Origin of the sequence: uncultured Parabacteroides sp., from assembly GCF_947855115.1 — a bacterium.
Lineage (GTDB): Bacteria > Bacteroidota > Bacteroidia > Bacteroidales > Tannerellaceae > Parabacteroides.
In genome coordinates this window covers 16,977-39,827 of sequence record NZ_CANTZW010000037.1, presented here as the reverse complement: position 1 = coordinate 39,827, position 22,851 = coordinate 16,977, and the positions used below count along the sequence as shown (strand labels likewise).

The window sequence follows — 22,851 nt, the reverse complement described above, 5'->3', positions numbered from 1 at the left end:
CCGCGACCCTCAGCTTGGAAGGCTAATGCTCTATCAACTGAGCTACTTCCGCAATATGTTACAATTTAAAAAAGGTGGGCAGTGATGGATTCGAACCACCGAAGGCGAAAGCCAGCTGAGTTACAGTCAGCCCCATTTGGCCACTCTGGTAACTGCCCCCTTGTTCTTAATTGCAGTGCAAAGGTACGATTTATTTTGGAACTTGCAAGTGTTTAGGCAGAAAAATTCACCATTTTTATTGCGGTAACTGCTGCCTCATCCCCTTTATTGCCATATCTACCTCCCGCACGATCTTCGGATTGCTGCATGGTATCTGTAGTTAACAGCCCGAAAATGAATGGGATATCGTACATTAAATTTAATTCTGTGATGCCTTGCGTAACGCCTGAGCAAACATAATCAAAATGTGGCGTGTCACCCCTTACGACACATCCCAGAACGATCACGGCATCTAATTCTTTTGTCTCGGCCAATCTTTTAGCCCCAAAAGTAAGTTCAAAACTACCCGGAACCCGTTTAACCACGATGTTCTCCGGTTTTACCCCGTGCTTTTCAAGCGTGTTGCAAGCACCTTCCAATAACTTCTCGGTAATGTTCTTGTTCCATTCCGCAACTACGATGCCGATATTCATCTCTGAAGCATCAGGTACGCTGTTGAAGTCGTACTCGGATAAATTCTGATAAGCTGTAGCCATACTTGTCTCTTTAAAAGAAGAGGATGCCTTGTTTGACCGAGACATCCTCTGTTATACTATATAATATACTGTTTATTTATTTTCCTGCCGAAGCACGGGTGATATACTTGTCTATATCAGATGCCTCCATGGAAGTATAATACTTATCCTTGATAGTAGTATAGGCTTTTACAGCCTTGTCGTACTCTTTCAGATTCTCGTAAGCGATACCAGCTTTTTTCAGGTAGATCGGGCTGATTACCTCGTTGTCGGCTTCTTTGGCTGCTTTCTCGAAATAGCTGATACCTTCTTTCGTGTTACCCATGTTCACGTAACAATCTCCGATTAATCCCGTAATCGCGGGAGATACCATTTGGTCTTTTCCACTGAAAGATTTCAACAAGTCGATTGCTTTCTGCGTATCACCCATCTTATAGTAGCAGATACCAGCGTAAGCCTTAGCTAAGTTTCCGGCGTCCGTACTTCCATATTGATCAATGATGGCTTCGAAACCTTCATAGTCCGCTCCGTTACCATTTAATGCCAAGGCGAAAGAATCCCTGGCGAAATATTGCTCGCCCTTGAACATAGCGGCAGCCGCTTTTTTCTCTTGAGGAATTAAATAACCATGCTTGATTCCCAAAACAGCTCCAACAACGAGTGCGACAGCTATTATACCGTAAATAATCTTCTTTGAATTGTTTTCAATAAATTGCTCCGATTTGGAGACAATCTCTTCTACTTCTAACTCCTTGTTGGTGTCCTTTTCTTTAGTAGCCATAATGTGTTATAGTTATTTATTAATTTTATCGCTGATTTTAAGCCATACCATACGGTTGGCGATTCAAAGCGCAAAAGTAGTTTTTTTTGCTGATATAATCTATACTTAGAAGTATATTTTTTAATTTTGTGCGATTAATACGGTTTAGATGATACTCAAGAAACTTTCTGTTCTCAATTACAAAAATATACTTCAGTCCGAAGTCGTTTTCTCGCCCAAGATGAATTGCTTTTTCGGCAATAACGGGATGGGGAAGACGAACTTACTGGATGCCATTCATTATCTCTCATTTTGTAAGAGTCATGTCAATACCCCTGATAGTCAGATAATAAATAGTGATCAAGAACTCTGTGTGGTACAAGGAAACTATGACTATGAGGGACGTGAGGAGGAGATTTTCTGTGCCATGCGACGTGGGCAACGTAAGCAGTTCAAGCGGAATAAGAAAGAGTACGACAAGTTGTCCGAGCATATCGGATTGTTGCCGTTGGTCATGGTTTCCCCGGTTGATGCCGATTTGATCCGGGGAGGGAGCGATGAACGACGCCGTTTTCTGGATTTGATTATCTCTCAGCAAGACAAATCCTATTTGCATGCGCTTATCCAATATAATAAAGTATTGCTTCAGCGGAATACTTTGTTGAAAGATCAAAATATGGATACTTCTCTTTATGAGGTATTAGAGATGCAGTTGGGCATGTACGGCCAAATCGTTTACGAAAAGCGGAAAAAGTTGGTGGAGGATTTTACCCCGATCTTTAACGAGTATTACCAGACGATCTGTGGCTCGACAGAGGAGATAGGATTACGTTATGTCTCGCAATTAGAGGAAACAGATCTTGTCGGAAAATTGGCGATGAGTAGGGAACGGGATCGTATATTGGGTTATACTTCTTCTGGTATCCACAAGGATGAGTTGGAAATGACGTTGGGTGGATATCTAATCCGTCGGGTTGGTTCGCAAGGGCAGAACAAGACCTATCTGATTGCTTTAAAACTTGCCCAGTTCGCTTTCTTGAGTAAACGAGGGCAGACTACCCCGATCTTGTTGTTGGATGATATTTTCGATAAATTGGATGCTAGTCGTGTGGAGCAGATCATCAAGTTGGTCAGTGAGAATGGCTTCGGGCAGATCTTTATAACGGATACGAACCGAAAATATCTAGACGAGATATTGCTGGCTATGAATCATGATTATGCTCTTTTCCGTGTGGAACGTGGCGAGGTACAACCTATGGAGGAATAAAGATGCAGAGAAGGAATACGCAGACATTGGGTGAGGTTCTTCGTGACTTTTTCGAGGATAATACCGAATTGTACGAAAAAATGATGGAGATCCGTGTCCAACGAGCATGGGGAGAAGTGTTAGGGCCTACGATTATGCAATACACACGTAATATATATGTGCGAGACAAAGTACTCCATGTCTCCTTGACTTCTTCCGTGCTCCGTAGCGAGATAACTCTTTGCCGGGAGCGATTGTTGAAGAGTTTGAATGATTACGCTGGGGCTACGGTTATCACAAATATCATCATCCATTAGAAACAGGCGTTTTCCGTTATCACGTAATCCATTTTTTTGTCGAAGGGCTCTACCGGGACTTGTGGGATCATCTGGAAACCGAAGCATATGCCCACTTTAGGAGCATGAAGCGTGGAAAGAAGACGGTCATAGAATCCTTTTCCTCGTCCCAAACGGTTTTTGTCTTTGTCAAAGGCGACTCCAGGTACGATGATCAAGTCGATTTCTTTCTCGGGAACTTCTATGCCATCCGCTTTGGGTTCTAATATCCCGAATGGTCCGGGTTTTAAGGATTCCGGTCCTTCATAAAGAAGCAATCTCAAGTCTTCGCCAACGATCAAGGGTAACAGGATCTTTTTCTTCCGGTACCATTTTTCAATAAAACCGGCTGTCTGTACTTCTCCCGGTATGGCATGATAAAGGGCGGTACAAGAAGCCGCTTGGAACAGATCTAACTGTTCCAAGCGATCCATGACCTTATCCGATAGCTCGCACAAGGTAATCCTCGAATATTCTTTCTTTCGAGAGGCCATACCTTTTCGTAGGGCCTGCTTGACTGTGTAAGTCTCCATTCGCTGATTGTTTTAATAGTCCTGCGTTCGGTACGGATTTTCCCTCCTGCAATATCTTGATCGCACGTAATAAGGTGACATCGTCTTTCAGGAAAATAGGATAGAACCCAGCTTCGTCAAAGAAATTCCGTACGATATACGCTTGCAGTTGGTTCTCGATTAGCTTGCCAGATATATTAATTAATGTAGGACGCTTTTTGATCCCCTTGGTGGCTGCGAAGTTCACGAAGTTGGAGAGGAGCGGCTGTTGTTGCAAATAATTATATAATTCCTCCCAAGTCTTGAATGAACCTAGTTTCTCCCGATGGCGGTCTGAGTATTCAAGAGCATATAAGTAAAGTACGCCGCTATTTACCACATTTGAGTAATAAGAGGTAACGCCACTTGTATCGCGGGGGATAAAAATATCTGGCATGATACCACCTCCGCCATATACGGTACGCCCTCCTACGGTTTGGTATTTTAAGGAATCGTCCATCTTGATACTATCGGCCGAGTCAAACTCGCCATGCATATACCGGTTGTAGATATCTTGGTCGTAATCGTCTGTATTTCCCATCTCGTATTTTTTCTGGATACAGCGACCGGACGGTGTGTAATAGCGGGCGATGGTTAATCGCATCTCCGAACCGTCGCTCAATGACATTTGAGTTTGTACCAGCCCTTTGCCATAGGTTCTTCGTCCGATAATCGTACCTCGGTCGTTATCTTGAATCGCTCCGGAGAAGATCTCACTGGCAGAAGCCGATATTTCGTCGGTTAAGACTACGATCGGGGCATCTTTACAAGTACCGGTTCCGTTTGCGTATACATCGGAGCGAGGGAACGACTTGCCTTCCGTGTAGACGATCAAACGTCCTTCCGGCATGAATTCGTTAATCATATTGATGGCTGCGTCCATATATCCACCGGTATTACCTCGTAAGTCGATCACGAAAGAAGTACAGCCCGCTTGTTTCAATTTAGCGATCGCTGTGATAAACTCGTTGTAGGTATTCCGGGCGAATTTGCTGACCTTGATGTAACCTATTCCTTTAGCTGCCTCGTAAGAAACATCGACCGAGTTAACTGGAACATCTCCACGGGTTACGTCAAAATAGAGCAACTCCGGAGAATTTCCTCGTTGCACACCTAGTTTCACGGTACTGTTTTTTGCGCCCCGGAGCGTCTTCATGATCTCGTTTTGGTTCTTTTTCTTTCCGGAGAAAATAGAATCATTGATCGAGATGATCCGGTCAAAAGGCAATAAACCCGCTTTTTCGGCAGGTCCCCCACTGATAACACTGATCACTAGGATTGTATCAGTCTGCATATTGAATGATACGCCAATACCACTGAAAGAACCCTCTAGCTCCTCGTTCACAGCGGAGGCATCTTCTGCTGGGATATATACGGAGTGAGGATCTAATTCACTAAATATTTTCGGGATCGTACTCTCTACCAATTTGGACATGTTAACTGTATCAACATATTGTTCGTCGATGATGTCCAAGATGGCATTTATCTTGTTACCACTGGAATAGGCTCGGCGTTTCCCTTGACTGATAGATAAATAATGGTTCCCAATGAAAATGCCTAAAGCGATACTTGCCGCTATGATGACTGGGAGCCATACGGTCAGTCTTTTGTTTTTATCCATAAAAACATTTTATTTATTCGTTCAAATCTATATAATCTACTATGATGCCGGCACGCTTCAATAGTTCGCAACCATCTGCCATCCGATAATTCTCGGAATAGACAACTCGCTTGATTCCGGATTGTATGATTAATTTCGCACATTCGATGCAGGGGGAGGAGGTAACGTAAATTGTCGCTCCTTTGCTACTGTTGGACGAGGCGGCAACTTTCGTGATTGCGTTAGCCTCTGCATGTAGAACATAAGGTTTGGTGACATTGTTCTCGTCCTCACAAACATTTTCAAAACCGGCGGGTGTCCCATTGTACCCGTCGGATATGATCATTTTATCTTTTACTAATAATGCGCCTACCCGGCGTCGTTTACAGTACGAATTCTCGGCCCAGATAGCGGCCATTCGCAGGTAACGTTTATCTAATTCGTGCTGTTTTTCTGTTTTCTCGCACATTTGTTTACTCTTTAGTCTTTTAATTCAGACACAAAGGTAGTGATTATTTAGATTTACCGGGCGATAAGCCCGGTAAATTATTACTTCTTAATACCGTTACGGATTAATAGGGCATCTATAGTAGGTTCTTGTCCGCGGAAACGCTTGTATAATATAGCGGGATCTTCCGTGCCTCCTTGGGATAAGATATTGTCACGGAAAGATTTCGCTACTTCTTTATTGAAGATTCCTTTCGATTTGAATACGGAAAAAGCGTCAGCGTCTAGTACTTCGGCCCATTTGTATCCGTAGTAGCCTGCCGCATATCCTCCGGAGAAGATGTGTCCGAAGTTTGTACCCATCAAGGCTTCCGGTACTTCCGGAACGATTACGGTTGGAGCCCAAGCTTTTTTCTCAAATGCCGTAACATCACCCTCGAAAGGTTGCTCTAAAGTGTGCCATGCCATATCTAGCAAGCCAAAGCTTAATTGGCGGCAACAAAGGTAACCTGCATTGAAATTAGAGGCATCTACTAAGTTCTGTATTATTTCTTGTGGGATTTTTTCCCCGGTCTGGTAATGAACGGCTATTTGATCTAAGAACTCTTTCTCTGTCAACCAGTTCTCCATGATTTGAGAAGGTAACTCTACGAAATCTTGATAAACACTGGTTCCTGAAAGGCTGGAATATGTTCCTTGGGCGAACATGCCGTGCAAGGAATGGCCGAACTCATGCAAAAGTGTATTCACCTCGTCAAAACTTAATAAAGAGGGTTTTGTATCAGTCGGGCGAGTAAAATTCATTACGATAATGATCTGGGGACGACTGTCTTTTCCATCCTTATCTTTATATTGAGACTTGATATTATTCATCCAAGCGCCAGACTGTTTTCCATCACGAGGAAAAAAGTCGGTGTAGAGGACCGCAAGGAATTTACCATCGGCGTCATATACCTCATAAGCGTCTACTTCCGGATGGTAAACCGGGATTTTCTTGTTTTCCTTAAACGTAATACCGTAAAGTTGGGTCGCTAATCCGAATACGCCTTTCTTTACATTACTTAGTTCGAAATAGGGACGAGTCATCTCATCATTTACCTTGAAACGGATATTCCGTAATTTTTCGGAATAATAATTCCAATCCCAAGGCATAACAGTGATATTTTCTTTTTCCGTACCTAAAGCAAATCCTTCTACCGCATTGTATTCATTGATCGCTACTGGTTTATAAGCCTCAAGTAGCTGATTCAATAATTTATATACGTTTGCTGAGTTTTTAGCCATCTTATGTTCTAGCGCATATTCAGCATAGTTCTTGAATCCCATTAACTTAGCGATCTCTAAACGGATGTTCACGATTTTCTTGATAATATCTTTGTTGTCGAATTCATCGCCTTTGTTTCCTATACTCATGTACTCGCGATACATTTTTTCCCGTAAATCTCGCTTGTCGGAATAACGCATGAATGGAATGTAACTTGGAGCCGAAAGATTGAATAACCATCCGTTTTTATCTTTACTTTTAGCTAGCATGGCTGCCGCGTCACGAGCGCTTTCCGGTAAACCGGATAATTCGTTTTCGTCTGTGATCAGTAGCTCGAACCGGTTTTTATCTTTCAACGCATTTTGATCGAATTGCAAAGTCAATATACTTAAATCCATGCTTAACTTGCGATATTTTTCCTTCTCTTCCTTGTTTAAGGTGGCTCCTTGCGCTTTAAATGCCTCATAGAGGTCTTCCAATAATTTAGCGTCTTCGGTAGAGAGATTCAAATCGTCCTTTTTATCGTAGATTGATTTGACCCGGGCAAATAGTTTCTCATTTAAGAAGATGTTATTGGATGATTCTGATAGTTTAGGGGAAATACGTTGCGAGATTTCCATCATTTCGTCATTCGCTTCCGCACTTAATACATTAAAAAAAACGGAAGAAACGGTCTCTAATAATTTACCACTACGTTCTAATGCTACTACCGTGTTTTCGAAAGTAGCCGGTTGTGGATTATTGGCGATCTCTTCTACCTCTTTTTCCATCTGTTTGATTCCCTCATCAAACGCTGGCTCGTAATGTTCGATCTTGATTTTATCAAAAGGAGGGGTTTCGAACGGTGTCTTGAATTTCCCGAAGAAAGGGTTATTTGCTGCATGTGTCATTTGAATTGCACTTAATAAAATTACCACATTATATAAGAACTTTCTCATATCTAAAATCATTTAAAAATTTCTCCAAAGGTAGGTATTTTAATCACATGAGCATTGTCGTCCTCTGTTTTTATATTCTACTTGATTAAAAATGAAAAATAGAACATATTCTGTGGTTGAATCGGGGTTTGTTTTCAGGGGGCTGTACCTTGGTTTCAAGGTTCGACAAAGGCGATAATAGACTTGATTTAACAAAATTTTATATGTTTGAAAACACTCCTTTAGAGCACCTTTCTTTTTAAAGTCTTGATCTATAAGTTTATCGTAGGAGAAGGAATCCTTTTTTTCTAAATAAATATAAAAGACAGTTTGTTTTTTTAGTTATTAAGTAATACTTTTGATTCTCAGAAACGAAAATAATTTCATTTTGATATTAAAGAAAGTAACTTAAAACCCAAATACACGTATGAGTTATCTTAAATTTGACAAAACAGTAATGATAAACCTGGAAGAGTCGTTGACTCGTGAGGTGCTTCGAACCAACCGTTTGGGAGCCTATCACTGCACTACTGTTGTTGATTGTAATACCAGGAAATACCACGGACTACTCGTTATGCCTGTGCCTGCGATTGATGATGACAACCATGTGTTACTGTCCTCTTTTGATGAGACGGTAATTCAACATGGAGCCGAATTTAATCTAGGGTTGCATAAATATGCAGGCAATAATTTCAGCCCTAAGGGGCATAAGTATATCCGCGAGTATAGCTCTGAGACAGTTCCTCGTACGCTTTACCGCGTAGGAGGCGTGATTTTCTCGAAAGAGAAAGTTTTTTCCATGTATGAGAATCGTATCATGATCAAGTACACGTTGGAAGATGCCCATTCCGCTACGACCTTACGTTTCCGTCCTTTCCTCGCTTTCCGTAGCGTGAAGAACTTAACGCAAGCTAATGGTAACGTGAACCAGTCTTATGAGGAAATCACTAATGGAATCAAGACATGTATGTATCCCGGTTATCCGGAACTGTATATGCAATTTAACAAGAAAGTTAAATTTGTGTATGAGCCGTATTGGTACAATGGCATCGAGTATCCGAAAGAGCAAGAACGAGGATATCCTTATCAAGAGGATTTATATGTTCCCGGATATTTCGAGATCCCTATCAAGAAGGGCGAGAGTATTATTTTCAGTGCCGGCGATAGTGCCGTGGCAACTACTCGTTTAAAAGTGTTGTATGAGAATGAGGTGGTAGCTCGTACGCCTCGTACTAGTTTCTTCAATTGCTTAAAGAATTCTGCGCAACAATTCTATTTTCGTCCCAAGAAGGACGACGCTTATCTATTAGCTGGTTATCCATGGTTTAAGGTACGGGCAAGAGATTTGTTCATAGCCCTTCCGGGTAGCACGTTGTCTATCGATGATCCTGTTCGTTTTGAGAAAATCATGCATACGGCTATGCCGGCGATCCGGGCATATATGGAGAACGGGCGTTTCGATGCCGTGATCCGTGAGATTGAGCATCCGGATGTCTTTTTATGGGCGATCTGGGCGATTCAGCAGTACGCTAAACACGAGGGGGTTGAAAAGGCTCGTGAACTATATGGCGATATCGTAAAAGAAATTATCGATTATATACGTGACCAGAAACACCCGGATATGAAGTTGATGGAGAATGGTTTGCTTTTCGCTAACGGAAGAGAGAAAGCGATTACATGGATGAATTCTACTGTCAATGGAAAACCTGTCGTGCCTCGTTCTGGTTATATCGTGGAATTTAACGCTCTTTGGTACAATGCTCTTTGTTTCTATACGGAATTGATGGGGGGAGTGCCAATCGAAGGAATTGATCCGATTATCAAGTCGATGGATAAATCGTTCCCTGAGACATTCGTGAATGGATATAATTATTTGTTTGATTCCGTGAATGGTTCTACGGTGGATTGGAGCGTACGGCCTAATATGATTTTTGCCGTGGCCTTGACTTACTCTCCGTTGACAAGGATGCAGAAACGTGCCGTGGTGGATATCGTGACAAAAGAGTTGCTTACCCCGAAGGGATTGCGCTCTTTGAGCCCGAAGAGCGAGGGATATCGTCCCTATTATGTAGGGCCGCAGTATGAACGGGATTTGGCTTATCACCAAGGTACCGCTTGGCCATGGTTGTTAGGCGCATATTTGGAAGCTTATTTACGTGTATTCGGAAAGAGTGGCGTTGCTTTTGCTGAACGTATGTTGATAAGCTTGGAGGAAGAGATGTCATTGCATTGTATCGGAACGATCCCGGAATTGTTTGATGGTAACCCGCCGTTTACCGGACGTGGGGCTGTCTCATTTGCGATGAACGTTGCGGCTATCCTCCGGGTTGTGGATTTGTTGAAGAAGTATAACGCCGAATAAAACTAAGTACCATTATGAAAGCATTAATGTTTGGATGGGAATTTCCTCCTCATATCTTGGGTGGTTTAGGAACGGCCAGTTTCGGTTTGACACGAGGCATGGCAATACAACCCGATATGGATATTACTTTTTGTATACCGAAGCCCTGGGGGGATGAAGACCAGAGTTTCTTAAAGATAATAGGTGTCAACCAAGTACCAATCGTCTGGAAGGATGTTGATCGTGAATATGTGCAGCAACGGGTTTCCAAGGCTGGTATGAACGCTGATCAGTATTATAAGTTCCGGGATCATATTTATGCGGACTTCAGTTACCGATATGTAAATGATTTAGGTTGCCTGGAGTTCTCTGGACGTTATCCGGATAATCTCTTGGAAGAGATCAATAATTATTCGATCGTAGCTGGTGTGATCGCCCGTGCGGAAGAATATGATATCATCCATGCGCACGATTGGTTGACTTATCCGGCTGGTATTCATGCGAAGAACGTGAGTGGTAAACCTTTGGTGATCCATGTTCATGCTACGGATTACGACCGCAGCCGTGGTAATGTGAATCCGGATGTCTATGCCATTGAAAAGAATGGTATGGATAATGCGGACCATATCATAACGGTAAGTAACTTAACGCGTCAGACGGTGATTGAGAAATACCACCAGGATCCTGCGAAAGTAACGACTGTGCATAACGCCGTAGAACCTTTAAGTTCTGAGATTTTAGCGATCCCTGATAAAAAAGGCGTAAAAGATAAGGTCATCACTTTCTTAGGACGTATCACGATGCAGAAAGGACCGGAATATTTCGTAGAGGCTGCCGCTAAGGTTTTAGCGAAGGCTCCTTACGCACGTTTCGTGATGGCTGGTAGTGGCGATATGATGGATCAGATGATCCGTTTAGCTGCCGCTCGTAATATTTCAGATCGTTTCCACTTTACCGGCTTTATGAAGGGTAAGCAGGTGTATGAGGTATTGAAGGCTAGTGACGTATATGTGATGCCTTCGGTTTCCGAGCCTTTTGGTATCTCTCCGTTGGAAGCCATGCAATGTGGTGTACCGTCGATTATTTCTAAGCAATCCGGTTGTGCCGAAATTCTGGATTATGCGATTAAAGTGGATTATTGGGATATTGAGGCGTTAGCGGATGCTATGTATTCCATTATTACTTATCCAGCCATGCATGAGTTCTTAAAAGAGGAAGGTAAGAAAGAAGTGGATAATATCAAATGGGAATATGCCGGACAAAAAGTTCGTCGTATTTATGACAATGTGATAGGTAACAAATAAATTAACGACAAGACAAAAATAAAACAAACAATATTATGAAAACGATCTGTTTTTATTTTCAAATACATCAGCCGTTCCGTTTAAAAAGATATCGTTTCTTCGATATAGGTAATGATCATTACTATTATGATGATTTTCAAAATGAGGAGATTATCCACCGTATAGCTGAACAATGTTACTTGCCGGCTAATCGGACTATTTTGGAGATGATCAAGACGAGTGGTGGTAAGTTTAAGGTTGCGTTCTCTATTTCCGGTGTGGCGTTGGAGCAGATGGAGATTTATACTCCGGAAGTGATCGATAGCTTTAAAGAATTGGCTGCTACGGGAAATGTGGAGTTCTTGTCGGAGACGTATGCTCATTCCCTTTCTTCCTTGGGGGATCCGGAAGAATTCAAGCATCAAGTAAAGAAACAAGAGGATAAGATCAAGACGTTGTTCGGGGTTAAGCCGAAAGTATTCCGTAATACGGAGTTGATCTATTCTGATGATATTTCCGCTATGGTTGCCGAGATGGGCTATAAAGGAATGTTGACAGAAGGTGCTAAGCATATCTTAGGATGGAAGAGCCCGAACTATATGTATTCTTCTTGTGTGGCTCCGAAGTTAAGCTTATTACTGAAGAATGATCGCTTCAGCGAGGATTTATCAAGTCGTTTCAGTGATTATAGTTGGAATGAGTATCCTTTGACTGCTGATAAATACATGTCATGGATCGCTGATACTCCGGAGTCTGAACAAATTATCAATTTGTTCATGAATTATGAGGTATTAGGTTCTTTACATCCTGTGTCAACTGGTATTTTTGAGTTTTTCAAAGCTTTACCTCGTTTCGCTGCGGATAAAGGTATCAGTTTCTCTACTCCATCAGAGGTGTTTACGTTGATTAAGCCGGTAGATTCTATATCTGTACCTTATCCGATTTCTTGGGTAGATGAGGAAAGGGATTGTAGCTCTTGGCTAGGAAACGTATTGCAGCAGGAGGCGTTCCGTAAGATCAATGAAATCGGAGAGCGTGTTCGTTTGTCTCAGACGCGTCGTATCCGTCAGGATTGGTATTATCTGCAAAGTAGTGACCATTTCTATTATATGAGTACGAAACATATGGGGCAGGGTGGTTTTAGCCCTTATGATAATCCGTATGATGCGTTTAATAATTATATGAATGTCCTTTCGGACTTTATTGTTCGTGTAAATGCGGAATTCCCGGAAAATATTGAGAATGAAGAATTGAACTCACTGCTTTCTACGATCAAGAATCAAGGAGAAGAAATCGAGAGTTTGCAGAAGGAATTAGATAAATTAAAAAAGAAGGCGGCTAAGAAATAAAGTCGTTTTCAATAATTGATTTGACTAGACTATTTTGGAAAGTGACGAGCCCCTTTTTAAGGGCTCGTTATTTTTTTGTATATACGGAAAAAGGGCTGTCTGACCTTAAGAAAGAACAACCTCTTATTTTTTGAATAGAAAAAAGGCCATCTAAACTTGTTAGACAGCCTCTTTCGTTTTTATTTGTAGATTTCTTACCTAGCGTATTTACATGATGTAATGCCTATTTTCATTACCTCTTCGTCCTTTCGTATCTTTACTCCTGAAGGAGCAAGATAATTTGTGATGGCTGTTGTAATTTTCTCGCCACTGCCATAGTAACTATTATTTGTTGTATATGTCCAGTCCACAGGTATAACAAGCAACGCCAGATCATTGTCCGGATCCTTTTCTATCTGATATTTTAATAAATTGGCAAGATTCGGGAAAGTGTAAGTACGAGTTGTCTCATTATAAGCATCCGATAAGAAATAGGTTACATTATTATTAACTTGATTTCCCTCAAAGAAACTTTTAATTGAATCTTCCGGCAATATTAATAGATAAGAAGGAGGATTTAATGCGTATTGCCAATTTTCTTGTGGCATCGCTTTTAGCTCCAATGGTAAATTATTCACGATACGCTCTTTCATGATCGGAGTAATTTCCTTTGTAGGAAGAACGATACGCGTACAGACACCGGCTGGAGTCTTAAAGAATGCATAGTCTTCATTGGGCTGAAGCAATTGGCTCATATCGGTGTTTTTGAAACGGCTTAATTGAATAACCTCTTTAGTGACGGAGAAAGCTTCCCACGTTTTTATTAGAGAATCTTTTCCTGCGGTACTCTTAACCGCATGATTGTAATATATTCTAAGAACAGAACTGGCTACAGACAATATGTTTCCACTGCCAAAGGTATTTGTTACATAAAGCCCGGGGAAAAACTCATTGAAAGTTTCTTGATTCTTGAATGCTCCCGGGTTTTTAATCGTCTCGTCATAGAGTTTTTGTCCAAACTCTGTCGGCATTTTAATTCTTATATGCGGACTGTAATCATCGTCTCTTAGGGAATCTGATATACTTGCGTTATAAGCTGTATAAGCTTGAGCGCCCATCGACTTTTGCATATTGCAATATTTTGCCGGGTCAATGTTCGTATAAAAATTCTTTTGCAACGGGCTTGTTATTTCAAAGATCTCCGCACGCATAGGTGCCAAAGAGTCTCCTACCCACACACCGTTTTTATTAGTGCCATTATAATATATGCAGAAATCCACCGAGTCGATTTTTCCCTCATAAGGTGTATGCGCAAATTGAAAATCATTAGGACAATAGAATTGGCACATATAATCCGATACAAGATTACCATACAGAGGATCGTAAAGTTCACCTAGTTGGGCACTGGTAGACCTTGCGTAAATAGAGTCTAATTGCACCGTGGTGGCTTGTATCCGGAACGTGTCCGTATATACCGCAATTGTATCATCGCCTGGCTGAATACTTGTTCCTATCGAACTCACATCATCATTACAACCGGCCAAAATGCTAGCACCAAGGCCAAGTCCAAGTATTAAAAGCTTGATTTTCATTACTACATTTATTATTTCGTGTTAGATTCCAATACCACGTCATAGAACTTATTGAATTCATCCATATAAGTTTCCGGTGATTGATAGGGAAGGAATGGAGTGTCTTTTTGGGCCAAGATGTAATCAAGGACTTCTTGATTGATCGTCTCGCTACCTTGGATTACACCATCGGCGAAATCAATCGCTAATTTGGTTAGAGCCACAAAACTAGTATCTGTCTTGATCAACTTCAAGTCCGCGTCTTTAGCCCCATCCGTCTTCAATTTTGTCGCGAAATCTTTGCTTAATGGATTCTTGAACTCATCATTATAGATTGAATAGACAACTTTTGCGCTACGCAAACATGGATCATCAGCATACATTCTTTTGATATAAAGAGCTGTTAACGCCGACATCCAACCATGACAATGAATCACATCGGGAATCCAACGCAATTTTTTTACGGTTTCCAATACTCCTCGCACATAGAAGATCGAACGATCATCGTTATCTTCATACTCGTCCCCGTTCTCATCGCAAACCGTAGATTTCCGTTGAAAGAAATCCTCGTTGTCAATAAAGTAAACCTGCATCCGAGCCGACTGAATGGATGCTACCTTAATGATCAGAGGATGGTCTGTGTCGTCAATAATAAGATTCATGCCAGACAGACGGATAACCTCGTGCAACTGATTGCGGCGCTCGTTGATGTTTCCGAATTTCGGCATGAATGTCCTGATTTCGCGACCACGCTCCTGAATTCCTTGCGGCAAATTTCTACATATTGTCGCAATCTCGGATTCGGGAAGGTAGGGAGTGATTTCTTGGGCTATAAACAAGATTTTTTTTGCATCCATTCTGTAAACTAGTTTTATAAAGACGCTACAAAGATACGAAAAATCTTTTATTTACGGTAATTATTTAGTTGCTTTGCACCGTCAATTAAGCATCTATCTGATGAAAATAGTAAATAGTATTAAAGATTTGAAGGCTTATCTTGCTGAGGTAAAGCGAGATAATAAGAAAATTGGCTTTGTTCCTACCATGGGAGCACTGCATAATGGACATCTTAGCTTGGTACAACATTGCGTGAAAGACAATGATGTATGTGTTGTCAGTGTATTTGTAAATCCAACCCAATTTAATGACAAACATGACTTGGAGACGTATCCCCGTACGTTGGAGGCTGATTGTGCGTTATTGGAATCTGCAGGCTGTGATTATGTATTCGCTCCCTCGGTAGAGGAGATGTATCCGGAACCGGATACCCGTATTTTTGACTTGGGAACGGTAGCGGAGGTAATGGAAGGCGCTAAACGTCCGGGGCATTTTAATGGCGTGGCGCAGGTGGTAAGCAAGTTGTTTTATATCGTAGAGCCGGATAACGCTTATTTCGGCGAGAAAGATTTCCAGCAAATTGCCGTAATCCGTGCGATGGTGAGACAATTGAATATCCCGGTGACGATCAATGCCTGCCCGATCGTCCGTGAAGACGATGGCTTGGCTTTGAGTAGCCGGAATACCCGTTTGACACCGGAACAACGTCAAAAAGCTCCGTTAATTGCTCGTACGTTGAAAGAAAGTACTACCTTTGTGCCCGAAAAAAGTGTACAAGAAGTTATTGACTATGTTGTCAATACGATAAACAACGATCCTGTCATGGAAGTTGAGTACTATGAGATCGTAGACGGCAATACATTGGAGTCTATCAAGAATTGGACGGATACCGATTATCCAGTAGGTTGTATTACGGTGTATTGCGGAGAAGTACGTTTGATCGACAATATCAAATACTAATTTTAGTCATACATGTTTATAGAGGTAGTAAAGTCAAAAATTCACCGGGTAACGGTAACGGAAGCTAACTTAAATTATATCGGTAGTATCACTATTGATGAGGAATTGTTAGATGCCGCCAATTTGATCGCGAACGAGAAGGTCTCGATCGTGAATAATAATAACGGAGAACGTTTTGAGACATATATAATCAAGGGCGAGCGCGGTTCAGGAGTGGTTTGCCTGAATGGAGCGGCTGCTCGCAAGGCCCAGCCGGGAGATATTATTATCGTTATGTCGTATGCCATGATGGATTTCGAGGAGGCGAAAACATTTAAGCCTGCCGTGGTGTTTCCCGATACGGCGACAAATAAGTTGATATAGCATCAGACGCTAGACTTTGTATAGATTTCTATCCTAAGAAAAGCTCGTCGGAATGCGGCGGGCTTTTTTTATCTTCATAAAATTTCAGGTAATAGGCAAATATGTATACGAACAGGAAAATATGGAATGTTAGCTATCCGATCTTTTTGAGTTTGTTGGCGCAAAATGTGATAAACGTTACCGATACGGCTTTTCTAGGCAGGGTCGGCGAGGTTGAGTTGGGAGCTTCCGCTATGGGAGGGCTTTATTATATTAGCGCTTTTACGATTGCTTTCGGTTTTAGTACGGGATCGCAGATCGTGATTGGCCGGAGAAATGGGGAGGGACGCTATGATCAGATAGGTCCTGTCATGATACAAGGAGTTTTCTTTTTGTTGTCGTTGGCGGCTGTATTGTTTTTGTTTTCTCGCTTTTTTGCCGGAGATGTGATGCGTGTATTGATTTCCTCAGACGCAATCTTGAGCGCTACGGAGGAGTTTTTGGATTGGCGTGTATTTGGTTTCTTTTTCTCTTTCGTGAATGTGATGTTCCGGGCGCTTTTTATAGGTATTACCCGTACAAAGGTATTGACCTTGAATGCGGTATTGATGGCTATGACGAATGTCGTGTTGGATTATCTCTTGATTTTCGGACATGCCGGATTCCCGGAAATGGGTATTCAAGGGGCGGCTATCGCCTCTGTCATAGCCGAGGCCGTGTCGATCCTCTTTTTCGTGGTTTACACGAGACTTACCGTAGATATACGTAAATATGCGCTTAACCAGATTCGTTCTTTCGATTTTGGATTATTGAAGCGGGTGTTGGATATTTCCGTGTTCACGATGCTGCAATATTTCTTGTCTATCGCCACTTGGTTCATGTTCTTTATCGCTGTGGAGCATTTGGGGCAACGGGAGTTGGCGGTAGCGAATATCGTGCGTAGTATTTACGTCGTGATGTTGATTCCCGTCAATTCCTTGGCGACCACGACGAATACGTTCGTGAGCAACAGTATCGGAGCGGGGGCGATCGGCCAAGTTATACCTACTATCCGGAAGATCTGTAAGTTATCATTGGGTATCATGGTCGTATTTGCCGCTATTGTCAGTTTGATGCCGGGATGGGCCGTCTCTGTTTATACGAATGACGCTTCATTGGTGGCAGCCTCGATTCCATCCGTTTACGTGATCGTTGGTTCCTTGTTGATCGGATCGGTCGCTAATGTAGCGTTCAACGGAGTGTCGGGTACGGGAAATACACGTTCGGCGCTTTTTATGGAAGCGGCGGTATTGGTTCTATATGTACTTTTTGTATATGTCGCGGGGATGCGTTTACGTTTGCCGGTAGCCGTATGTTTCTTGACGGAGGCTATTTACTATACCGGGTTGCTCATCGCTAGCGTAATCTATTTAAAGAAAGCCTCTTGGCAAAATAAGAGAATATAAGTATATGAAAAAGAAAAAACACGTACATGTTTTTCGGAATTCATGTACATGTTTTTCAAAAAAGACGTACGTGTTTTTTTGAACCGGTTTTAGGATATTAATTGTATCTTTGTATTCGAATCAAAGATAAGAAAGGTAGCTTATGTCCACGAAGCAATGTGAAGATATGTTGGTAGGAAAAGGAGTACGGCCTACTGCCGCGCGAATTCTTGTCTTGCAAAAATTATCGGAGCGAACCAGCCCGGCTTCCTTGTTCGAATTAGAGGCTGAGTTGGAGACGTTGGATAAATCGACCATTTCCCGCTCATTAGCCTTGTTATTGGAACACCATGCGATTCATTCTTTCGAAGATGGTAGTGGCTCTATAAAATATGAGATATGCCAAAGCCGTTCGGAGACGTGTCCGGTGGGCGACAGGCACATTCATTTTTTCTGCGAGGTATGCCGTAAAACCTCTTGCTTGAATAATATCAAGATCCCGGTCGCCCAATTGCCGGAAGGATATATAATGGATACCATTAATTATACAGTAAAAGGTGTTTGCCCGTTATGTAATAAGCGACGTTCCCTGAAGCCTTGATAGTTTGCAATCGAGTTGCAACTTCCTTCTCCTATTTTTGTACCGTAATCAAGAAGTAAATAATTAAAATAAATAAGATTATGGGTACGACATGTGGATGCGGACATTGTCATTCGCACGAGAGTTCCGGCTTATGGATGCCGGTGGTTTCTTTCGTTTGCTTGGTGATAGGACTTATTGGGAAGTACTCGGAGATAAGTTGGTTTGCGAGGTCTTGGATAGAGGCTGTTTGGTTTTTGGTCGCTTTTTTACCGGTGGGGCTTCCTGTTATTCGAGAGGCTTGGGAAGCGGCGTTGCGGAAAGACTTTTTTAGTGAATTCTCGTTGATGGCGATCGCCTCGATCGGGGCGTTTTGTATTGGGGAGTATCCCGAGGCCGTGGCCGTGATGCTTTTTTATACGCTAGGAGAGCGGTTGCAACTTCTAGCGGTGAATAAGGCCTCGAAGAATATCAGTGACTTATTGGATGTCCGGCCGGAACGAACGGATGTATGGCGGGCGGGTACGTATGTGAATGTATCTCCGAAGGATGTGAAAGTAGGCGAGCGAATTGAGGTGAAGCCCGGTGGACGCGTACCGTTGGATGGCATTTTGTTGGAGACCGAGGCGCAGTTTGATACTTCGGCTTTAACCGGGGAAAGTATGCCTCGTTCTGTCCGTGAGGGTGGGGAGGTGCTTGCCGGAATGATCGTATATGGCCAGGCGGTACGCCTACAAGTGAATCGGCCATACGAGCAAAGCGCCTTGGCCCGTATTTTAGCTTTAGTAAAAGATGCCTCGGAGCGGAAGGCCCCGGCGGAATTGTTTATCCGGCGTTTCGCTCGGATTTATACCCCGATCGTAATTCTTCTGTCGTTTCTCATCGTGTCGGTTCCCGCGTTGGTAGGGATGCTGACGCCTTCTTTCCAGTATGTTTTCTCAGATTGGTTGTATCGGGGATTGGTATTCTTGGTTATCTCCTGTCCTTGTGCCTTGGTTATAAGCGTTCCGCTCGGGTATTTCGGTGGTATAGGTGCCGCTTCTCGTGCCGGGATATTATTTAAGGGCGGTAATTACCTAGATGCGATCACTCGGGTAAATACGGTAGCGTTCGATAAAACCGGTACATTGACTACCGGACGCTTTGAGGTCACGACGGTAGAAAGCCCGGGAATCCCGGTTGCCGATCTTTTGAGTATTTTGTTATCTGTAGAGCGTAAAAGTACCCATCCGGTAGCGCAAGCGGTGGTTCGTTATGCGGAAAAACAAGATTGCGTGCCTATGGAGATCACCGACATGCGAGAACTGGCGGGTCATGGTGCCGAGGCTACCGTGAACGGTCGGCCGGTTCTTGCCGGTAATATCCGTTTATTGATAGAACGCGGTATACCGGTTCCGAAGGAATTATCCGATAGTGTATCTACCGTGGTGGTTTGTGCGGTTGATGGGAGATATGCGGGGCATGTTCTCCTTTCGGATACCTTGAAGGAAGATGCCGCGGATGCGATCCGTCGGTTAAAGGAACTGGCCGTCAAAGATATCTGTTTGTTATCCGGGGATAAGCAAGAGATTGTGGATCGCTTCGCTAAACGTCTGGGTATCGATAAAGCCTATGGTAATTTACTGCCGGAGGATAAAGCCGCTTATATAGAGCGATTAACGGCAGAGCCGGATAAGTCGGTTGCTTTTGTGGGCGATGGGATGAACGATGCGCCGGTACTGGCTTTGAGTGATGTAGGTATCGCGATGGGCGGGTTAGGATCGGATGCGGCCATTGAGAGCGCGGATGTGGTTATCCAAACGGACCAGCCCTCCAAGGTAGCGGAAGCCATCTCTATCGGACGTGCTACCCGGAAGATCGTTCGCCAGAATATCGTGGGATCTATTGGCGTAAAGGTGATGGTTCTTGTTGCGGGAGCCTTTGGTTTTGCCACGCTTTGGGGAGCGGTTTTCGCGGATGTCGGCGTATCCTTGTTGGCGGTTCTGAATTCGGTCCGTATACTAAAACGTTGAGAAGTGAAGAAATTCGAGATAGCTTCTATCGCATACTCGTCTCTTTTTCGTACCTTTGTCCCCCAATCCATATAGAAAATAATATAAATATACATACGAATTATGTTTGAGAACTTAAGCGAGAGGTTAGACAGGTCGTTTAAATTATTGAAAGGCGAAGGTAAGATTACCGAGATCAATGTGGCGGAAACATTGAAAGATGTACGCAAGGCATTGTTGGATGCTGATGTCAATTATAAAGTTGCCAAGAGTTTTACAGACACGGTAAAGGAGAAGGCTTTAGGACAAAATGTGCTTACATCGGTTAAACCTAGCCAATTGATGGTCAAGATCGTTCACGATGAGTTGGCCAGCCTGATGGGAGGTACGGCGATCGATGTGAATTTGCGGGGTAATCCTGCTGTTATATTGATGTCTGGTTTGCAAGGTTCGGGTAAGACTACTTTCACGGGTAAACTGGCGAATTTATTAAAGACCAAGAAAAGCAAGAAACCGCTATTGGCCGCTTGCGACGTATATCGTCCGGCCGCTATCGAGCAATTACGTATTGTCGGAGAGCAAGTCGGTGTTCCCGTATACATGGAGTTGGAGAATAAGAATCCGGTGGAGATTGCCATGAACGCCATTCGTGAGGCACGGGCGAAAGGTAATGATGTCGTGATCGTGGATACCGCGGGTCGTTTGGCTATCGATGAGCAGATGATGAATGAGATCGCTGCTATCAAAGACGCTATCCAACCGGATGAGACTTTGTTCGTTGTAGATGCCATGACCGGACAGGATGCCGTGAATACCGCCAAGGAATTTAACGAGCGGTTGAATTTCGATGGTGTCGTACTTACGAAGTTGGATGGTGATACCCGCGGTGGTGCCGCTTTATCGATCCGTACCGTTGTAGATAAGCCGATTAAGTTTGTCGGTACGGGTGAGAAAATGGATGCCTTGGATATATTCCATCCCGAGCGTATGGCAGACCGGATCTTGGGTATGGGTGATATCGTGTCTTTGGTAGAGCGTGCCCAAGAGCAATATGACGAGGAAGAGGCGAAACGCTTGCAAAAAAAGATCGCTAAGAACCAGTTCGACTTTAACGATTTTATCTCCCAGATCCAACAGATCAAGAAAATGGGTAACTTGAAGGAACTGGCTTCCATGATCCCGGGAGTAGGAAAAGCCTTGAAAAATGTGGATATCGATGATAATGCCTTCAAGAGTATCGAAGCGATCATTTATTCGATGACTCCAGACGAGCGTAGTAATCCTGCTATCTTGAATGGCTCTCGCCGCCAGCGTATCGCTAAAGGTAGTGGAACGAGTATCCAGGAAGTGAATAAGCTGATTAAGCAGTTTGATGAGACCCGTAAGATGATGCGAATGCTTACTTCCGCTAAGTCGGGTAAGATGAAATTGCCTTCGATAAAGCCCTCGTTCAGACGTTAACTAACAGGAGATAATCAATAAATATGGAAGAACAACATTATCAATTATTGGATGGTAAGGCCGTTTCCGCCCAGATGAAGAAGGAGATGGCCGAGGAGGTAGCCCGGATTAAGGCTGCCGGTGGTAAGATTCCTCACTTGGCTGCTATTTTGGTGGGGCACGACGGAGGTAGCGAGACTTATGTGGCTAGTAAAGTTAAAACTTGCCAGGAGATTGGTTTTAAGTCTACCTTGATTCGCTTTGAGGAGGATGTTACGGAGGTGGAGCTACTTCGTAAGGTCGATGAATTGAATAATGATCCGGATGTGGACGGTTTTATCGTGCAGCTTCCGCTTCCGAAACATATATCCGAGCAGAAGGTGATCGAGGCGATCGATTATCGCAAGGACGTGGATGGCTTTCATCCGATCAACGTAGGACGTATGTCTATCGGTTTGCCTTGTTTCGTATCGGCTACACCTGCCGGTATCCTGGAGTTATTGAAGCGTTATAATATCGAGACGCAAGGAAAACATTGTGTTGTCTTAGGACGTAGTAACATTGTCGGTAAGCCGATGGCCACCTTGATGATGCAGAAAGCTTATCCGGGTGATTGTACCGTGACCGTATGCCATAGTCGTTCCAAGAACTTGAAAGAGATGTGCCTGTCTGCCGATATTATTATCGTGGCTTTGGGCGTTCCTGAATTCTTGAAAGGGGATATGGTGAAAGAGGGCGCTGTGATCGTTGATGTGGGAACTACTCGCGTACCGAGCAGCCAGACTAAGAGCGGATTTAAGTTGACGGGAGATGTCTTGTTTAGTGAGGTCGCTCCTAAATGCTCCTATATCACCCCGGTACCGGGTGGAGTGGGACCGATGACGATTATTTCCTTGATGCGTAATACCTTGTTAGCGGGAAAGAAAGCGATCTATAAGTAAGCGAATCTATAAAAAAGTT

20 protein-coding genes and 1 tRNA gene are annotated in these 22,851 nt (G+C 43.1%); 12 read left to right on the top strand and 9 right to left on the bottom strand.

Annotated elements, in window-relative coordinates:
- Positions 1–75 precede the first annotated feature (75 nt).
- From Q0110_RS16755 to Q0110_RS16745, 3 genes are all read right to left on the bottom strand, one after another.
- Positions 76–158 (bottom strand) — tRNA-Tyr (locus Q0110_RS16755).
- Positions 159–212: 54 nt separating this feature from the next.
- Positions 213–695 (bottom strand): 6,7-dimethyl-8-ribityllumazine synthase, encoded by a 483-nt coding sequence (gene ribH, locus Q0110_RS16750; protein ID WP_008774114.1) that lies wholly within the window; start codon positions 693–695, stop codon positions 213–215.
- A gap of 76 nt (positions 696–771) precedes the next feature.
- On the bottom strand, positions 772–1,455 hold the full coding sequence (locus tag Q0110_RS16745; protein ID WP_297909079.1) for a tetratricopeptide repeat protein: 684 nt from the start codon (positions 1,453–1,455) through the stop codon (positions 772–774).
- A 148-nt stretch (positions 1,456–1,603) separates the two neighbouring features.
- Here Q0110_RS16745 and recF point away from each other — a divergent pair, with 148 nt between their 5' ends.
- Together recF and Q0110_RS16735 are read left to right on the top strand one after the other, a co-directional pair.
- Entirely contained in the window at positions 1,604–2,701 is a 1,098-nt protein-coding gene (recF, locus tag Q0110_RS16740) for a DNA replication and repair protein RecF (RefSeq protein ID WP_297909076.1), read from the top strand.
- Between the two features lie 2 nt (positions 2,702–2,703).
- On the top strand, positions 2,704–2,997 hold the full coding sequence (locus Q0110_RS16735) for a DUF721 domain-containing protein (RefSeq protein ID WP_297909073.1): 294 nt from the start codon (positions 2,704–2,706) through the stop codon (positions 2,995–2,997).
- Here the strand turns inward: Q0110_RS16735 and Q0110_RS16730 are convergent.
- From Q0110_RS16730 to Q0110_RS16715, 4 genes are all read right to left on the bottom strand, one after another.
- A complete protein-coding gene (locus tag Q0110_RS16730) occupies positions 2,994–3,509 on the bottom strand; it encodes a 5-formyltetrahydrofolate cyclo-ligase (protein ID WP_297909092.1) in 516 nt (171 codons plus the stop codon). The genes Q0110_RS16735 and Q0110_RS16730 overlap by 4 nt on opposite strands.
- Positions 3,454–5,187, bottom strand: coding sequence for a S41 family peptidase (locus Q0110_RS16725; protein ID WP_297909070.1), 1,734 nt, complete (start codon positions 5,185–5,187; stop codon positions 3,454–3,456). The genes Q0110_RS16730 and Q0110_RS16725 overlap by 56 nt, the downstream gene beginning before the upstream one ends.
- Before the next feature lie 13 nt (positions 5,188–5,200).
- The gene (locus tag Q0110_RS16720; protein WP_297909067.1) at positions 5,201–5,635 is read right to left on the bottom strand and encodes a dCMP deaminase family protein; all 435 of its coding nucleotides are present in this window, start codon (positions 5,633–5,635) and stop codon (positions 5,201–5,203) included.
- Positions 5,636–5,715: 80 nt separating this feature from the next.
- The gene (locus Q0110_RS16715; protein WP_297909065.1) at positions 5,716–7,815 is read right to left on the bottom strand and encodes a M3 family metallopeptidase; all 2,100 of its coding nucleotides are present in this window, start codon (positions 7,813–7,815) and stop codon (positions 5,716–5,718) included.
- 406 nt (positions 7,816–8,221) lie between these two features.
- Here Q0110_RS16715 and Q0110_RS16710 point away from each other — a divergent pair, with 406 nt between their 5' ends.
- The 3 genes from Q0110_RS16710 to Q0110_RS16700 are packed head-to-tail and all read left to right on the top strand — an operon-like array spanning position 8,222 to position 12,767.
- Positions 8,222–10,156 (top strand): glycogen debranching enzyme N-terminal domain-containing protein, encoded by a 1,935-nt coding sequence (locus Q0110_RS16710; protein ID WP_297909063.1) that lies wholly within the window; start codon positions 8,222–8,224, stop codon positions 10,154–10,156.
- A 14-nt stretch (positions 10,157–10,170) separates the two neighbouring features.
- Complete coding sequence (locus Q0110_RS16705; protein ID WP_297909060.1) at positions 10,171–11,439, top strand: glycosyltransferase; 1,269 nt, start codon at positions 10,171–10,173, stop codon at positions 11,437–11,439.
- 35 nt (positions 11,440–11,474) lie between these two features.
- Positions 11,475–12,767, top strand: coding sequence for a glycoside hydrolase family 57 protein (locus Q0110_RS16700; RefSeq protein ID WP_297909056.1), 1,293 nt, complete (start codon positions 11,475–11,477; stop codon positions 12,765–12,767).
- Between the two features lie 194 nt (positions 12,768–12,961).
- Here Q0110_RS16700 and Q0110_RS16695 read toward each other — a convergent pair whose 3' ends face one another.
- On the bottom strand, positions 12,962–14,338 hold the full coding sequence (locus Q0110_RS16695) for a DUF4270 domain-containing protein (protein WP_297909053.1): 1,377 nt from the start codon (positions 14,336–14,338) through the stop codon (positions 12,962–12,964).
- Positions 14,339–14,349: 11 nt separating this feature from the next.
- Positions 14,350–15,174, bottom strand: a complete 825-nt coding sequence (locus tag Q0110_RS16690) for a glycogen/starch synthase (protein ID WP_297909050.1) — start codon at positions 15,172–15,174, stop codon at positions 14,350–14,352.
- Between the two features lie 100 nt (positions 15,175–15,274).
- On the opposite strand from Q0110_RS16690, the gene panC reads away from it, so the two are divergent.
- The 7 genes from panC to folD all read left to right on the top strand — a co-directional run bounded on the left by panC (position 15,275) and on the right by folD (position 22,832).
- Complete coding sequence (gene panC, locus Q0110_RS16685; protein ID WP_297909047.1) at positions 15,275–16,114, top strand: pantoate--beta-alanine ligase; 840 nt, start codon at positions 15,275–15,277, stop codon at positions 16,112–16,114.
- Between the two features lie 12 nt (positions 16,115–16,126).
- Entirely contained in the window at positions 16,127–16,477 is a 351-nt protein-coding gene (gene panD / locus Q0110_RS16680; RefSeq protein WP_297909044.1) for an aspartate 1-decarboxylase, read from the top strand.
- A 101-nt stretch (positions 16,478–16,578) separates the two neighbouring features.
- Positions 16,579–17,901, top strand: coding sequence for an MATE family efflux transporter (locus Q0110_RS16675; protein WP_297909041.1), 1,323 nt, complete (start codon positions 16,579–16,581; stop codon positions 17,899–17,901).
- 142 nt (positions 17,902–18,043) lie between these two features.
- Positions 18,044–18,481 carry a transcriptional repressor gene (locus tag Q0110_RS16670; RefSeq protein ID WP_297909038.1) on the top strand — a complete coding sequence of 146 codons (438 nt, stop codon included), beginning with the start codon at positions 18,044–18,046 and terminating at the stop codon, positions 18,479–18,481.
- Between the two features lie 80 nt (positions 18,482–18,561).
- The gene (locus Q0110_RS16665; RefSeq protein ID WP_297909035.1) at positions 18,562–20,472 is read left to right on the top strand and encodes a heavy metal translocating P-type ATPase; all 1,911 of its coding nucleotides are present in this window, start codon (positions 18,562–18,564) and stop codon (positions 20,470–20,472) included.
- A 102-nt stretch (positions 20,473–20,574) separates the two neighbouring features.
- Positions 20,575–21,912, top strand: a complete 1,338-nt coding sequence (gene ffh, locus Q0110_RS16660; RefSeq protein ID WP_297909032.1) for a signal recognition particle protein — start codon at positions 20,575–20,577, stop codon at positions 21,910–21,912.
- A 23-nt stretch (positions 21,913–21,935) separates the two neighbouring features.
- Positions 21,936–22,832, top strand: coding sequence for a bifunctional methylenetetrahydrofolate dehydrogenase/methenyltetrahydrofolate cyclohydrolase FolD (gene folD / locus Q0110_RS16655; protein ID WP_297909029.1), 897 nt, complete (start codon positions 21,936–21,938; stop codon positions 22,830–22,832).
- Positions 22,833–22,851 lie beyond the last annotated feature (19 nt).

Bases quoted from the DNA above. Each gene is read 5' to 3' on its own strand.
- ribH (WP_008774114.1), bottom strand. From the start codon at position 695: ATGGCTACAGCTTATCAGAATTTATCCGAGTACGACTTCAACAGCGTA.
- Q0110_RS16745 (WP_297909079.1), bottom strand. From the start codon at position 1,455: ATGGCTACTAAAGAAAAGGACACCAACAAGGAGTTAGAAGTAGAAGAG.
- recF (WP_297909076.1), top strand. From the start codon at position 1,604: ATGATACTCAAGAAACTTTCTGTTCTCAATTACAAAAATATACTTCAG.
- Q0110_RS16735 (WP_297909073.1), top strand. From the start codon at position 2,704: ATGCAGAGAAGGAATACGCAGACATTGGGTGAGGTTCTTCGTGACTTT.
- Q0110_RS16730 (WP_297909092.1), bottom strand. From the start codon at position 3,509: ATGGCCTCTCGAAAGAAAGAATATTCGAGGATTACCTTGTGCGAGCTA.
- Q0110_RS16725 (WP_297909070.1), bottom strand. From the start codon at position 5,187: ATGGATAAAAACAAAAGACTGACCGTATGGCTCCCAGTCATCATAGCG.
- Q0110_RS16720 (WP_297909067.1), bottom strand. From the start codon at position 5,635: ATGTGCGAGAAAACAGAAAAACAGCACGAATTAGATAAACGTTACCTG.
- Q0110_RS16715 (WP_297909065.1), bottom strand. From the start codon at position 7,815: ATGAGAAAGTTCTTATATAATGTGGTAATTTTATTAAGTGCAATTCAA.
- Q0110_RS16710 (WP_297909063.1), top strand. From the start codon at position 8,222: ATGAGTTATCTTAAATTTGACAAAACAGTAATGATAAACCTGGAAGAG.
- Q0110_RS16705 (WP_297909060.1), top strand. From the start codon at position 10,171: ATGAAAGCATTAATGTTTGGATGGGAATTTCCTCCTCATATCTTGGGT.
- Q0110_RS16700 (WP_297909056.1), top strand. From the start codon at position 11,475: ATGAAAACGATCTGTTTTTATTTTCAAATACATCAGCCGTTCCGTTTA.
- Q0110_RS16695 (WP_297909053.1), bottom strand. From the start codon at position 14,338: ATGAAAATCAAGCTTTTAATACTTGGACTTGGCCTTGGTGCTAGCATT.
- Q0110_RS16690 (WP_297909050.1), bottom strand. From the start codon at position 15,174: ATGGATGCAAAAAAAATCTTGTTTATAGCCCAAGAAATCACTCCCTAC.
- panC (WP_297909047.1), top strand. From the start codon at position 15,275: ATGAAAATAGTAAATAGTATTAAAGATTTGAAGGCTTATCTTGCTGAG.
- panD (WP_297909044.1), top strand. From the start codon at position 16,127: ATGTTTATAGAGGTAGTAAAGTCAAAAATTCACCGGGTAACGGTAACG.
- Q0110_RS16675 (WP_297909041.1), top strand. From the start codon at position 16,579: ATGTATACGAACAGGAAAATATGGAATGTTAGCTATCCGATCTTTTTG.
- Q0110_RS16670 (WP_297909038.1), top strand. From the start codon at position 18,044: ATGTCCACGAAGCAATGTGAAGATATGTTGGTAGGAAAAGGAGTACGG.
- Q0110_RS16665 (WP_297909035.1), top strand. From the start codon at position 18,562: ATGGGTACGACATGTGGATGCGGACATTGTCATTCGCACGAGAGTTCC.
- ffh (WP_297909032.1), top strand. From the start codon at position 20,575: ATGTTTGAGAACTTAAGCGAGAGGTTAGACAGGTCGTTTAAATTATTG.
- folD (WP_297909029.1), top strand. From the start codon at position 21,936: ATGGAAGAACAACATTATCAATTATTGGATGGTAAGGCCGTTTCCGCC.